Annotated in this window: 10 protein-coding genes; all 10 read left to right on the top strand. The window is 71.4% G+C overall.

Annotation, left to right across the window (positions count from 1 at the left end):
* Positions 1-7 precede the first annotated feature (7 nt).
* The 10 genes from F0P95_RS16500 to F0P95_RS16455 all read left to right on the top strand — a co-directional run bounded on the left by F0P95_RS16500 (position 8) and on the right by F0P95_RS16455 (position 13,149).
* A complete protein-coding gene (locus F0P95_RS16500; protein WP_182335138.1) occupies positions 8-1,897 on the top strand; it encodes a type IV pilus secretin PilQ in 1,890 nt (629 codons plus the stop codon).
* A 116-nt stretch (positions 1,898-2,013) separates the two neighbouring features.
* A complete protein-coding gene (locus F0P95_RS16495) occupies positions 2,014-3,024 on the top strand; it encodes an AAA family ATPase (RefSeq protein ID WP_182335137.1) in 1,011 nt (336 codons plus the stop codon).
* Between the two features lie 38 nt (positions 3,025-3,062).
* Positions 3,063-3,995, top strand: coding sequence for a DUF58 domain-containing protein (locus tag F0P95_RS16490; RefSeq protein WP_182335136.1), 933 nt, complete (start codon positions 3,063-3,065; stop codon positions 3,993-3,995).
* Positions 3,992-4,447, top strand: coding sequence for a DUF4381 domain-containing protein (locus tag F0P95_RS16485; protein ID WP_182335135.1), 456 nt, complete (start codon positions 3,992-3,994; stop codon positions 4,445-4,447). The genes F0P95_RS16490 and F0P95_RS16485 overlap by 4 nt, the downstream gene beginning before the upstream one ends.
* Positions 4,448-4,530: 83 nt before the next feature.
* Positions 4,531-5,442, top strand: coding sequence for a vWA domain-containing protein (locus F0P95_RS16480; protein ID WP_182337060.1), 912 nt, complete (start codon positions 4,531-4,533; stop codon positions 5,440-5,442).
* Complete coding sequence (locus tag F0P95_RS16475; protein ID WP_182335134.1) at positions 5,421-7,202, top strand: tetratricopeptide repeat protein; 1,782 nt, start codon at positions 5,421-5,423, stop codon at positions 7,200-7,202. Before F0P95_RS16480 ends, F0P95_RS16475 begins: the two co-directional genes overlap by 22 nt.
* Entirely contained in the window at positions 7,199-8,875 is a 1,677-nt protein-coding gene (locus tag F0P95_RS16470) for a BatD family protein (RefSeq protein ID WP_182335133.1), read from the top strand. The genes F0P95_RS16475 and F0P95_RS16470 overlap by 4 nt, the downstream gene beginning before the upstream one ends.
* 183 nt (positions 8,876-9,058) lie before the next feature.
* On the top strand, positions 9,059-10,381 hold the full coding sequence (locus F0P95_RS16465) for a dicarboxylate/amino acid:cation symporter (protein WP_182335132.1): 1,323 nt from the start codon (positions 9,059-9,061) through the stop codon (positions 10,379-10,381).
* 211 nt (positions 10,382-10,592) lie between these two features.
* Complete coding sequence (tkt, locus tag F0P95_RS16460; protein ID WP_182335131.1) at positions 10,593-12,599, top strand: transketolase; 2,007 nt, start codon at positions 10,593-10,595, stop codon at positions 12,597-12,599.
* Positions 12,600-12,768: 169 nt separating this feature from the next.
* On the top strand, positions 12,769-13,149 hold the full coding sequence (locus F0P95_RS16455) for a VOC family protein (RefSeq protein ID WP_182335130.1): 381 nt from the start codon (positions 12,769-12,771) through the stop codon (positions 13,147-13,149).
* The last annotated feature ends 84 nt before the right edge of the window (positions 13,150-13,233 follow it).

Raw genomic sequence — 13,233 nt, 5'->3', positions numbered from 1 at the left:
TAGCACGATGACTTTTTCCAAAGCCCTGAGCCTGCGTCCCGCCCGGCGCCATGCGATGGTCCATGCCCGCGCACTGGGAGTTGCGCTGGCACTGGCCTGCGGCTCTCCGTTGGTGGCCTTCGCCGCTGACGTCGCTCCGCCGGTCGCCGCGCAGCCTGCGGCGACCGTCGCGGTCACCAAGGTCGACTTCAAGCGCGGGGACGACGGCGCCGGCCGCCTGATCCTGCAGTTCGACGGCCAGGGCGCCAGCCCGGACCTGAGGACCCAGGGCAACAGCGTCGTGGTCGACATGGGCAATGCGACCCTGCCGGCCGAACTGCAGCGTCCGCTGAACGTGGTGGATTTCGCCACGCCGGTGCAGCGCATCGACGCGCGGCCGTCGGGCCGTGGCTCGCAGCTGGTGCTCAGCACCCAGGGGGCGTTCGAGTCGCTGGCCTACCAGTCCGGCAACGAGTACGTGGTGGAAATCTCGCCCCGCCAGGAAGCCTCCGCCACCGGCGCGGTGACCGCCCAGACCGTGGCGCAGGCCGCGGCCACGGTGGCCGCGCGCGGCTACAGCGGGCGCCCGGTGACGTTCAATTTCCAGGACGTGCCGGTGCGCACCGTACTGCAGCTGATCGCCGAGGAATCCAACCTCAACGTGGTCGCGTCCGATACCGTGCAGGGCAACGTGACCCTGCGCCTGGTCAATGTGCCGTGGGACCAGGCGCTGGACATCGTCCTGCGCGCCAAGGGCCTGGACAAGCGCCGCGATGGCGGGGTGATCTGGGTCGCGCCGCAACCCGAGCTGGCCAAGTTCGAGCAGGACAAGGAAGACGCCCGCATCGCGATCGAAGAGCGCGAGAACCTGGCCACCGATTACATCCAGATCAACTACCACAGCGCCGAAGCGATCTTCAAAGCCCTGACCGAAGCCAAGGGCATCGGCAACGCCGGTGCCGGCGGTGGTGGCACCGGGGGCGGCTCGCAGCGCGAGAACGGCTTCCTGTCCAAGCGCGGCATGATCGTGGCCGACGAGCGCACCAACACGCTGATGATCAGCGACATCCCGAAGAAGATCGCGCAGATGCGCGAACTGATCGCGGTGATCGACCGGCCGGTCGACCAGGTGCTGATCGAAGGGCGCATCGTCATCGCTTCGGACACCTTCGCGCGTGACCTTGGCGCCAAGTTCGGTATCCAGGGCCGTCGCATCGGTGACCGCACCCAGGCCATCGGTGGCTCGCTGGATGGCAACAGCAGCATCATCAACAACGGCATCGTCACGAACCAGGGGCTGAACGTGAACCTGCCGGCGAAGACCTATACGGAGAGCCCGGCGGGCGCGATCGCCTACACCCTGCTGGGCGCCAATTTCTCCCTGGATGTCGAGCTGTCGGCGATGCAGGAGGAAGGGCGCGGCGAGGTGGTTTCCAATCCGCGCATCGTCACCGCCAACCAGCGCGAAGGCGTGATCAAGCAGGGCAAGGAAATCGGTTACGTCACGATCTCCGGCGGCGGTGGCGCCGGCGGCGCGCCGACGGCCAACGTGCAGTTCAAGGAAGTGCTGCTGGAGCTGAAGGTCACCCCGACCATCACCCAGGACAACCGCGTCTTCCTCAACATGAACGTGAAGAAGGACGAAGTCGACCGGATGCTGGAAGTGACCGATTTCGGCACCGTGCCGATCATCAACCGCCGCGAGATCAATACCGCGGTACTGGTGGACGATGGCCAGACCGTGGTGATCGGTGGCGTATACGAGTTCAACGACCGCAGCAGCGTGGCCAAGGTGCCGTTCCTGGGCGATGTGCCGTTCCTGGGCAATCTGTTCAAGAAGCGCGGCCGCGCCAAGGACAAGGCCGAACTGCTGGTGTTCGTGACGCCGAAGATCCTGCGCGTCGCCAAGCCGCACTGAGCCGGGTCCATCCGGAACAGTCACGAGGGGCCGCCGCAAGGCGGCCTCTTCGTTTCCGGTCCACGGCAACGCACGTGTGGTGAACCATTTGAGCGGGGATCGGTCAAACTGCGCCTATGAACCTGACCCCGCACACGCCCCCGCCGCCGACCGTCGACAACGGCCTGCACGCGGCTTTCATCGCCCTGCGAGATGCCCTGGCCGGCGAGATCGTCGGCCAGTCGGTACTGGTCGAGCGCCTGCTGGTCGCGCTGCTGGCCGATGGCCACCTCCTGGTGGAGGGCGCACCCGGGCTGGCCAAGACCACGGCGATCCGCGCGCTGGCCGCGCGCATCGACGCCAGCTTCGCGCGCATCCAGTTCACGCCCGATCTGCTGCCGGCCGACCTGACCGGCACCGACATCTGGCGTCCGCAGGAAGGACGCTTCGAGTTCCAGCCGGGTCCGGTGTTCCATCCGATCCTGCTGGCCGACGAGATCAACCGCGCGCCGGCCAAGGTGCAGTCGGCCCTGCTGGAGGCGATGGGCGAGCGCCAGGTGACGGTGGGCCGGACGACCTACCCGTTGCCGGCGGTGTTCCTGGTCATGGCCACCCAGAACCCGATCGAGCAGGAAGGCACGTTCCCGCTGCCCGAGGCGCAACTGGACCGCTTTCTGATGCACGTGCGCATCGGCTATCCCGATGCCGCCGCGGAGGTCGACATCCTGCGGCTGGCCCGCGAGCGTGCGTTGCGCGAGATGGATGCGGTGTCCGTGCCGGTACAGAAACTCTCGCTGGAGCAGGTGGAACAGGCACGACGGGCGGTCCTGGAGCTGCACATGGCGCCGCAGCTGGAGCGCTATCTGGTCGAGCTGGTGCTGGCCTCGCGCGATGCATCGGCCTACGACGCCCCGCTGGCGCGCCGCATCGCCTGGGGCGCCAGTCCGCGCGGATCCATTGCCCTGGAGCGCTGCGCGCGGGCCAGAGCGTGGCTGGCCGGGCGCGACTACGTGACCCCGGACGACGTGCGTGCGGTCGCGCCTGACGTGTTGCGGCACCGGGTGCTGCCCAGCTACGAAGCGGCGGCCGAGGGCTGGGACGGCGAACGCCTGGTCGCGGCACTGCTCGACCGCGTGCCGTTGCCGTGACGCGGCCGGGACGTGGCCACGCGCAGCGGACGATGGCAATGCCCGGCGACATCTCTTCCCATGGTGCGGCGCCACGTCCGGCTGCCGACGGCATCGTCCCCTCGCTGGCCGAGCTGATCGCGCTGCGGCGTGCGGCGACGCCGGTGCGCGGCCCGCGCCGCGGGCGACGCGGCGCATCCGCGCGGGCGACCTCCGCGCAGCGCGGCCGCGGCATGGAGTACGCCGAGTCGCGCGAGTACGTGGCCGGCGACGACGCCCGGCACATCGACTGGAAACTCAGCGCGCGCACCGGCTTCACCCACACCAAGACCTTCCAGGCCGAGCGTGAACGGCTGACCCTGCTGGTGGCCGATACCGCGCCAGCCCTGTATTTCGGCACCCGTGCACGGTTCAAGTCGGTGCAGGCCGCGCGTGCCGGCGCGATCGCGGCCTGGTCGGCATTGCACGACGGCGACCGCGTGGCGGCCCTGTGCGGTGGCCGGGCCGACGGGCTGGTGCCACCGGCGGGCGGCATGCGCGGCGTGCTGCGCGTACTCGATGCCCTGGTGCGCTGGTACGGCGCGCCCACGGCCGATGGCATGGGCCTGCAGGCGGCGCTGGAGCGCGCGGCGCGCCTGCTGCATCCGGGGGCACGGGCGCTGGTGCTGGCGGATCCGGGCAGTGCCCTGGCCGTGGCGCCGGCCACCTGGTCGGCGTTGTCGATGCATGTGGACGTGCGCCTGTTGCTGCTGGTCGATCCGCTGGAGATGCAGCCCCCCCGCTGCCTGTTGCCGGTGGTGTCGCCGGGCGGGCGCATGGAGCTGGACCTGGCCGCCACTGCGGTGCGCGATGCGTGGCATGCGGCGTTCGTCGGCCCGGTGGAAGCGGTATGCCGGTCATTGCCCGGTCGCAGGATCCAGGTACAGGTACTGGCATCGGACGACGCCAGCGACGCCTGGCTGGGGCCCGCCACGACGGGGGCTGGGCGATGAACGCCACCACGCTGCCGCTGCGCGACGTGCACCTGCCGGCGGCTCCCGGCGGGTGGCCGCCAGCGCCGGGCTGGTGGCTGCTGTCCGGCGCATTGCTGCTCGGGCTTGGCGTGCTCGTGGCGCTGCGGCTGCGCCGCCGGCGCCGGCGGCGGCGCTGGCAATCGCTGTTCGATGGGGCGCTGGCGGCGGCGCCCGGCGCGGCTGCACGCCTGGGCATGGCCTCGGAGCTGCTGCGACGCGCGGCCCGCCGCAGCGACCCGGACGCGGCGCTGCTGCAGGGCGAGGCCTGGCTGCAGTTCCTCGATGGTGGTCATGGGCACGATTTCAGTACCGGCGATGGACGCATGCTGCTCGATGGCGGTTTCCGCCGCGCGGTCGACGAGGCGCACGCGGCCCGCGCGTGTGCGCTGGCGCGCGGTCGCTTCATCGGTCTGATGGAGCGACGGCGGTGATCGAACGCCTGCACGTGCTGCTGGGCGGCCTGCCGGAATTCGCCTGGCCCTGGCTGTGGCTGGCCCTGCCGGTGCCGCTGCTGATGCGGTTGTGGCCGCTGCCCGTGGGCAACGGCCCGGCGCTGCGGGTGCCATGGGAGCCGGCCCGGTTGCAGGCGACGCCGCACCGCCGGCGCATGCCTTCGCCGCGCACGCTGTTGCTGTGGCTGGCCTGGTCGTGCCTGTGCGCCGCGGCTGCGCGGCCGCAGCAACTGGGCGACGCGGTCGAACCGCCGCGCGAGGCGCGGCAGATGATGCTGGCCGTGGATCTGTCCGGCAGCATGGGCGAGGGCGACATGCAGCTCGGCGGCCGCGTGGTGGACCGGCTCACCGCCGCCAAGGCGGTGCTGGCCGACTTCCTCGACCGCCGCGAGGGCGACAGCATCGGCCTGCTGGTGTTCGGCCAGCGGGCCTATGCGCTCACCCCGTTGACCCGCGACCGCGCCAGCGTGCGCGAACAACTGCGCGACAGCGTGGTCGGGCTGGCCGGGCGCGAGACCGCGCTGGGCGACGCCATCGCGCTGGCGGTCAAGCGCCTGCGTGCGCAGCCCGAAGGCCAGCGCGTGCTGATCCTGCTCACCGACGGCGTCAACACCGCCGGTGTGCTCGATCCGCTGAAGGCGGCCGAGCTGGCCAAGGCCGAGGGCGTGCGGGTGTATACCATCGCCTTCGGCGGCACCGGCGGTTTCTCGCTGTTCGGCATGCAGCTTCCCGGAGCCGAGGACCCGATCGACGAGGACACGCTGGCGCGCATCGCGCGGGAAACCGGCGGCCGCTTCTTCCGGGCGCGCGATACCGGCGAACTGGTCGACATCTATGCCGAGCTGGATCGCCTGGAGCCGGTACGCAGCGCCGGGCCGGCGCTGCGCCCACGCCTGGAACGGTATGCGTGGCCGCTGGCGGCAGCCCTGCTGCTGGGCGTGCTGGCGCTGGCGTGGCCGCGGGGACGGCCATGAGCGCGTTCTGGGACACCCTGCATTTCGTCCGCCCCGATTGGTTGTGGGCGCTGTTGCTGCTGCCGGTCGCGTTGCTCGGTGCAGGTTACCGGCGCCGGCGTGGTGGCGACTGGCGCGACGCGGTGGATCCGCACCTGTTGCCGCACCTGCTGGTGGGGCGTGGCCGGCGCGGCATCGGCGGCGGATTGGCCCTGCTTGCCGGCCTGCTGCTGGCGGTGTTGGCCCTGGCCGGGCCGAGCTGGCGCCAGGTCGAGCAGCCGTTGTGGGAATCGAAGACCCCGCTGGTCGTGGTGCTGGACCTGTCCAGCCGGACGGCCGCGGCGGACCTGCCGCCGAGCCGGCTGCTGCAGGTGCGCGCCAAGCTGGCGATGCTGCTGCGCGAGCGCCGCGGTGGCGAGGTGGCGCTGGTCGCCTATGCCGACGAAGCGTTCACCGTGGCGCCGTTGACCGACGACGCCGCCAATGTCGCGCTGTTCCTGGACGCGCTGGCGCCGGAGGTCATGCCGGTGGACGGGCAGCGCCCCGGCGGCGCATTGCGATGGGCCGGCGAGCTGCTGCGCCAGGCCGGCGCGCGTGCGGGCGTGATCCTGCTGGTCAGCGACCAGGCCGATGCCCAGGCCGATGCCGAAGCCGTGCGCCTGCGCGCGGCCGGCTACCGGGTCTCGGCGCTGGGGCTGGGAACGCCGCCGGGTGCCGCCTATCGCGACCGCGAAGGCCGCATCGGCCATGCCCGGCTGGACGAAGCCTCGCTGCGCGCGCTGGCCGTCGCCGGCGGCGGCCGCTACGCGCGGATGTCGGCGACCGACGCCGACCTGCAGTCGCTTGAGCTGTTGCAGCCGTCGGCCGCTGCGGGCGACCGCCCGGGTCGCACCGATACGAGCTGGCAGGACGAGGGCTACTGGCTGCTGCCGCCGCTGATGCTGGTCGCGCTGCTGGCGTTCCGGCGGCGCCGGCAGGTGCTTGCCGCACTGCTGCTGTGCGCGTGCCTGCCGCTGGCGCAGCCGTCGCATGCGTCGGAAAGCGGCGGCTGGTGGCAGCGCGCCGACCAGCGCGAGCACCAGCGCCTGGCCGAGGGCGTGGAGGCTTACCGCAAGGGCGACTTCGCGCAGGCGCAGCGCCGCTTCGAGGGCATCGACACCGAACAGGGCTGGTACAACCTGGGCAACGCACTGGCGCGGCAGGGCCGTTACGACCAGGCGATCGAGGCCTACGACCGCGCGTTGCGACAGCGGCCGGACATGGCCGATGCGAAGGCCAACCGCGCCGCGGTCGATGCCGCGCGCAGGCGCAGGCCGCCGCCGGGGCAGCAGGGTGGCGGCCAGGACCGGCCCGATGCGCGCCAGGGCAAGGACGCGTCCGGCGGGCAACCGCAGGGCCAGGGGCAGGCCGCCCCGGGCCAGGGCGCATCGCCGCAGGGGCAGTCCCGCTCGCAGGACCGGCCGCAGGCGCGATCGCAACCGCAGGATGGGCAGCCGTCATCGGCGGCGGCGCGGCAGCAGGCGCCCGAAACGGAAAATGCACGGGACCAGCGCCAGGCCGACCAGGCCCAGCGCGCCCGCATGGCCGAGGCGCTGCGGGCGCGCCAGCCTGCCGAACGCGCCGCCGGCGAGCGCGCCGCGCAGGTGTCGATGAGCCCGCAGGAGCGCGAGCGTCGGCAGGCGATCGAAGCGTGGATGCAACGGGTGCCCGACGAACCGGGGGATCTGTTGAAGGCGAAGTTCCAGCTCGAGTACGAGCGGCGCAGGCAGGAAGGTCGATGAAGCGGCGAAGCGTACTGATGGGTGTGTGGCTGCTGGCATGGCTGGCCTGCGTCGCCGGCGTGCAGGCGCAGACGCGGGCGTGGCTGGACCGCGACCGTATCGGCGAGGGCGACGTGGTCACCCTCAACATCGAGACCGACCAGGCCGGTGCGGCGCCGGACTACGCACCGTTGCAGGCCGATTTCAGCCTGGCCGGGCGCACCAGCGGGCGGCAGACGCGCATGGTCAACGGCAGCATCAGCAACACCGCCCTGTTCGGCGTCGTGCTCACGCCGCGCCGCAGCGGGGTGCTGCAGGTGCCGGCATTGCGCGTCGGCACGGTGCAGACCCGGCCGCTGCAACTGGTGGTCGATCCCGCGCCGGTGGCCAGCGGCGGCGATGCGCTGGCGTTCGTCGAAACCGAGGTCGACGACCCGCAGCCCTACGTGCAGCAGAGCGTGGGCGTGGTGGTGCGGCTCTATTTCGCGACCCAACTGGCGTCCGGCGAGCTCGACCTGGCGACACCGGCGTCGGCCTCGCTGCAGCGGGTGGGCGAGGACCGCACGTCCGCGCGCGAGGTTGGCGGCCGCCGCTACAACGTGGTCGAGCGCCGCTTCCTGCTGATCCCCGAGCGCAGCGGTCCGCTGCAGCTGGAAGGTGCGCGTTTCAGCGGCCGTGGGGCCGGGGGCCTGTTCGACGATCTCCTCGGGCGCGGGGGCGGCACGCTCAGTGCCCGTGCGCCGGACCAGACCCTGCAGGTGCGCGCGGTGCCCGATGCCGCACCGCAGCCGTGGCTGCCGCTGAAGGACCTGCGCCTGCGCTACACCGCCGCGCCGCAGTCGGCGCGGGTCGGCGAGGCGTTGACGCTGGAGGTGGAGGCCATCGCCGTCGGCGCGACGCGCGCGCAGTTCCCCGACCTGCCGCTGCCGGCAGCCGGCGATGCCGCGCAGGTATTCGCCGAGCCCGCACAGTACGACGAGCGCTTCGATGGCGCCGGCCCCCGGCTGAAGCTGACCCGCCGCTATTCCATCGTGCCGCAGCGGCCCGGCACCCTGGTGTTGCCGGGTATCGGCCTGCGCTGGTGGGACGTGGGCGCGGCCGACGCCAGGACCGCCACGCTGCCCGAGCTGAGCCTGGTGGTGGCGCCGGGGAGCGCGGTGCCGGCGCCCGTGCCGGCCGCATCCGCCGCTTCGGCGGCGGCCCCGGCGACGCAGGCCGATGGTGCGATCGCGCTGCCGGGTGCCGGGCACCTGCCGCAGCGGCTGTGGCCACTGCTGGCGGCGGGATTCGCCCTGCTGTGGCTGGCCACCCTGGTGTGGGCGTTGGCCCGGCGGCCGTCGGCATCCGCCCGGGGCGCCTCGGTGGCGGAGGCCGTCCCGGGCACGGCCACGCATTCGCTGGCCGACCTCAGGCGCGCGCTGGACAGCGGTGACCTTGACGACGTCGAGCAGGCGCTGCGCGGCATGGCCCGGCCGCCGGTTGCCGATCTGGATGCGCTGGCCGCACGCCTGGGCAGCACCGCACAGCGCGAGGCGCTGGAAGCGTTGCGCCGTGCCCGCTGGGCCGCTGGCAGCGGGCCGGCGGCGCGCGCCGCGCTGCGCGCTGCGTTCGCCAACGGACCCGAATGGCGGGGGCAGGCGCGGGAACCGGAGGCGCCGCTGCCGCCGCTCTATCCCGGGCGCGGACAGGGCTGATCGCTGCGGCCGCGCGGGCGCCGGCCGAGCGCCGCACGGGTCGGCGGGAACCGCCCCGGGGCGCTCCGCATCGGCGCCGCGGAAGCGGGTCCCGGGGCACCGCGAAACCGGGCCATATGGCACGGTTGGACGGCGTGCAGCTTTTGTTAAGCTACGCGATCTTTCGCCCGCGAGTACTGCCGCATGCCCCACGCCCACGCGTCAAGGAAGCCCTCCATGCCGTTGCACATCAAGGTGCTCCTGGGGTTCATGCTGGGCACGATCGTGGGCCTGGTGGCGCACGCCACCTCCGCCGACGCGGCATGGGTGAATACCACCATCGACTATGTCACCCAGCCGTTCGGCCAGATCTTCCTCAACCTGCTGTTCATGCTGGTGGTGCCGCTGATGTTCTCGGCGCTGGTGCTGGGCGTGGCCGAGCTGGGCGACATCGCCTCGCTGGGCCGGCTGGGCTGGAAGACACTGAACTACACCGCGGTGGTGACCGCGCTGGCGGTCGGCATCGGCCTGCTGTGCGTCAACCTGCTGCAGCCCGGCACGCACATGGAGCCGGCCCTGGTCGAGCAGGCCATGAGCAGCGCCAAGACCGGCGAGATCGTCAGCAAGGGCAACGAACTGCGGCTGATGGACCTGCTGGTCAACATCGTGCCGCACAACATCGTCAACGCGATGGGCGACGACAGCAAGAAGCTGGGCATCGTGTTCTTCGCGCTGATGATCGGCATCGGCCTGGTGATGAAGCCGACCGCGGGCACCACCGCGTTCAAGAACGCGGTACAGGGCCTGTTCGAGGTGTGCATGCACCTGATCGGCATGTTCATCAAGCTGGCGCCGTTCGCGGTGGCGGCCTTCATGTTCAACCTGACCGCCCGGCTGGGCTGGGACGTGATCCAGAGCCTGATGTGGTTCGTGGTGACCGTGCTGCTGGCGATCGCCATCCACGGCTTCATCGTGCTGCCGCTGTGGGTGCGGCTGCTGGGCGGCATGTCGGCCCGCACCTTCTTCCGCGGTACCCAGGAGGCCACGCTGACGGCCTTCGCCACCGCTTCCTCGTCGGCCACCCTGCCGGTGACCCTGCGCGTGGCCGAGGAGAACCTGAAGCTGCCGCGCAAGGTCTCGCGCTTCGTGCTGACCGTCGGTGCCTCGGCCAACCACCATGGCACCGCGCTGTTCGAGGGCATCACCGTGCTGTTCCTGGCGCAGGTCTACGGCCTGGACCTGGGCTTGCCGCAGCAGCTGATGGTGCTGCTGCTGTGCATCCTGGGCGGCATCGGCACCGCCGGCATCCCGTCCGGTTCGCTGCCGGTGATCGCGATGATCTGCGGCATCATCGGCATCAAGCCCGAGGGCATCGGCATCATCCTGGGCGTCAATACGTTCCTGGACATGTGCCGCACCTCGCTCAATGTCACCGGCGACCTCGCCACCGCGGTGGTGGTCTCGCACCGCAGCGGCGTGACCGACGAAGAAGTGCCGGAAGTGGCGGACAACGCCGGCCACCACTGAGCCACCGGCGAAACCGATACCACGAGGGCCGCCCAAGGGCGGCCTTCGCGTTTTTCCCGCCCGCTGGAAGCCGGCGCCCGCCGCCGGTGGCGGCATGCCGCCAGGCCTTGCGCATGCCCTGCGTCGTGCCGCCGCCGGCCTGACCTGCCCGGTGCTCTGTGGGACAATAGGCCGCCCGCAGCTCCGCGGGAGCCTCCCGACCCGACGAACCATGACGCAGCCCACCCGCCGCCAGTTGGCGAACGCCATCCGTTTCCTCGCCGCCGATGCGGTGCAAGCCGCCAACTCCGGCCACCCCGGCATGCCGATGGGCATGGCCGACATCGCCGAAGTGCTCTGGAACGACTACCTCCGGCACAATCCGAACAACCCGAAGTGGTTCAACCGCGACCGCTTCGTGCTGTCCAACGGCCACGGCTCGATGCTGCAGTACGCGCTGCTGCACCTGAGCGGCTACGACCTGCCGATCGAGCAGCTCAAGGCCTTCCGCCAGCTGGGCAGCAGGACTGCCGGCCACCCGGAGCGCCATGAAACCCCGGGCGTGGAAACCACCACCGGCCCGCTCGGCCAGGGCTTCGCCAATGCCGTGGGCTTCGCGCTGGCCGAAAAGCTGCTGGCGCAGCGCTACAACCGTCCCGAGTTCGAGGTCGTCGACCACCGCACCTGGGTGTTCATGGGCGACGGCTGCCTGATGGAAGGCATCTCGCACGAAGCCGCCTCGCTGGCCGGCACCTGGGGCCTGGGCAAGCTGGTCTGCTTCTGGGACGACAACAACATCTCCATCGACGGTGAAGTGGAGGGCTGGTTCACCGACGACACGCCGGCGCGCTTCGAGTCCTACGGCTGGAACGTGGTGCGTGGCGTCGACGGCCATGATCCGGAGAGCATCAAGGCCGGCATCGACGCGGCGCTGTCGCAGTTCGACAGGCCGACCCTGATCTGCTGCAAGACCACCATCGGGTTCGGTTCGCCGAACAAGGCTGGCCAGGAATCCAGCCACGGCGCGCCGCTGGGCAAGGACGAGCTGGAAGCCACGCGCAAGGCGCTGGGCTGGGCGTACGGCCCGTTCGAGATCCCCGAGGAGATCTACGCCGGTTGGCGCGCGGGCGGTACCGGGACCCTGCGCCAGGCCGAGTGGGAGCAGCTGTTCGACAAGTACGCCGCGCAGTTCCCGGCCGAGGCCGAGGAACTGACCCGCCGTTCGCATGGCGAGCTGCCGGCCGACTTCATCGCCCGCGCCGATGCCTACATCGCCCAGGTGCAGGCCGAGGCGCCGAACATCGCCTCGCGCAAGGCCTCGCAGAACGCGATCCAGGCCTTCGCGCCGCTGCTGCCGGAAATCGTCGGCGGCTCGGCCGACCTGGCCGGCTCCAACCTGACCCTGTGGAAGGGCGCGCAGAGCGTGGTCGGCGACGACCCGCAGGCCAACTACGTGCACTACGGCGTGCGCGAGTTCGGCATGAGCGCGATCGCCAACGGCCTGGCCCTGCACGGTGGCTTCCTGCCGTTCGACGCCACCTTCCTGGTGTTCAGCGACTACGCCCGCAACGCGCTGCGCATGAGCGCGCTGATCCCGGCGCACGTCATCCACGTGTTCACCCACGACTCCATCGGCCTGGGCGAGGACGGCCCGACCCACCAGCCGGTCGAGCACATCGCCTCGCTGCGTTACATCCCCAACAACGACGTGTGGCGCCCGTGCGACGCCGCCGAGTCGGCGGTGAGCTGGAAGGCGGCGATCCTGCGCCGGGACAACCCGAGCTGCCTGATCTTCAGCCGCCAGAACCTGGCGCCGCAGGCGCGCAGTGCCGAACAGGTCAAGCTGATCGAGCGCGGCGGCTACGTGCTGGCCGACGCCGCCGGCACCCCGGACGTGATCCTGATCGGTACCGGCTCGGAAGTGGGGCTGGCCATGGCCGCCAAGGCCGAGCTGGACGCGGCCGGCATCAAGACCCGCGTGGTGTCGATGCCGTCCACCAACGTGTTCGATCGCCAGGACCCGGGCTACCGCGAATCGGTGCTGCCGCACGCGGTGCGCGCACGCGTGGCGGTGGAAGCCGGCGTCACCGGCTTCTGGCGCCAGTACGTGGGCCTGGACGGCGCCGTGATCGGCCTGGACAGCTTCGGCGCCTCGGCACCGGCCGACAAGCTGTACCAGCACTTCGGCATCACCACCGAGGCGGTGGTCGCCGCGGCCCGGGCGCAGCTGGCGAACTGACGCGCGGCATCGCTCCGTGGTGGAAAAAGGCCGGGATTTCCCGGCCTTTTTTCTGGCCACGGATGAGGTATCAGAGGTCCGCGCCTGCCGGCCCGTGCTGGCCCGCGATCCGTGCGCGTGCGAGCATCCGGCCAGCTGCCCGCGGGGGCGGCATTCCCGGAGAACCAGCATGAAGCGCGTGACCGGTATCGGCGGCATTTTCTTCAAGGCGAAGGACCCGGCCGCGCTGGCGGGGTGGTACCGCGACCATCTGGGGCTCGACGTCGGCGGCTGGAACGGCGCGGTCTTTCCCTGGGGAGGCGAGGGCAGTGCCCCGGGCATGACGATCTGGAGTCCGTTCGCGGCCGACACCGACTACATGGCGCCGGGCACCGCGTCGTTCATGGTCAACTTCCGCGTCGCCGACCTGGATGCGCTTCTTCCCGCGCTCCGTGCCGAGGGCTGCGATGTCGTCGACAGGACCGAGACCTCGGCGCAGGGAAAGTTCGGCTGGGTCATCGACCCCGAGGGCAACAAGGTCGAGCTCTGGGAGCCTGCACCGGGGCAGTAGTCCACGCGGAGAATCCAGAGCGGGCCGAGCGTATCGGCGCCGGCACCCGCGCCGGAGGGTGGGCGACGGCGTCCGTGTGCGGGC

Origin of the sequence: Stenotrophomonas acidaminiphila (assembly GCF_014109845.1) — a bacterium.
Taxonomy (GTDB): Bacteria; Pseudomonadota; Gammaproteobacteria; order Xanthomonadales; family Xanthomonadaceae; genus Stenotrophomonas; species Stenotrophomonas acidaminiphila.
The sequence above is the reverse complement of the archived record's forward strand: the minus strand, read 5'-3'. Positions and strand labels throughout refer to the sequence as shown.

What these genes read in the sequence shown, in the direction of transcription:
- F0P95_RS16470 (WP_182335133.1), top strand. Translation starts at nt 7,199, where the DNA reads ATGAAGCGGCGAAGCGTACTGATGGGTGTGTGGCTGCTGGCATGGCTG.
- F0P95_RS16455 (WP_182335130.1), top strand. Translation starts at nt 12,769, where the DNA reads ATGAAGCGCGTGACCGGTATCGGCGGCATTTTCTTCAAGGCGAAGGAC.
- F0P95_RS16485 (WP_182335135.1), top strand. Translation starts at nt 3,992, where the DNA reads ATGAACGCCACCACGCTGCCGCTGCGCGACGTGCACCTGCCGGCGGCT.
- F0P95_RS16500 (WP_182335138.1), top strand. Translation starts at nt 8, where the DNA reads ATGACTTTTTCCAAAGCCCTGAGCCTGCGTCCCGCCCGGCGCCATGCG.
- F0P95_RS16465 (WP_182335132.1), top strand. Translation starts at nt 9,059, where the DNA reads ATGCCCCACGCCCACGCGTCAAGGAAGCCCTCCATGCCGTTGCACATC.
- F0P95_RS16495 (WP_182335137.1), top strand. Translation starts at nt 2,014, where the DNA reads ATGAACCTGACCCCGCACACGCCCCCGCCGCCGACCGTCGACAACGGC.
- F0P95_RS16490 (WP_182335136.1), top strand. Translation starts at nt 3,063, where the DNA reads ATGCCCGGCGACATCTCTTCCCATGGTGCGGCGCCACGTCCGGCTGCC.
- F0P95_RS16480 (WP_182337060.1), top strand. Translation starts at nt 4,531, where the DNA reads ATGCGGTTGTGGCCGCTGCCCGTGGGCAACGGCCCGGCGCTGCGGGTG.
- tkt (WP_182335131.1), top strand. Translation starts at nt 10,593, where the DNA reads ATGACGCAGCCCACCCGCCGCCAGTTGGCGAACGCCATCCGTTTCCTC.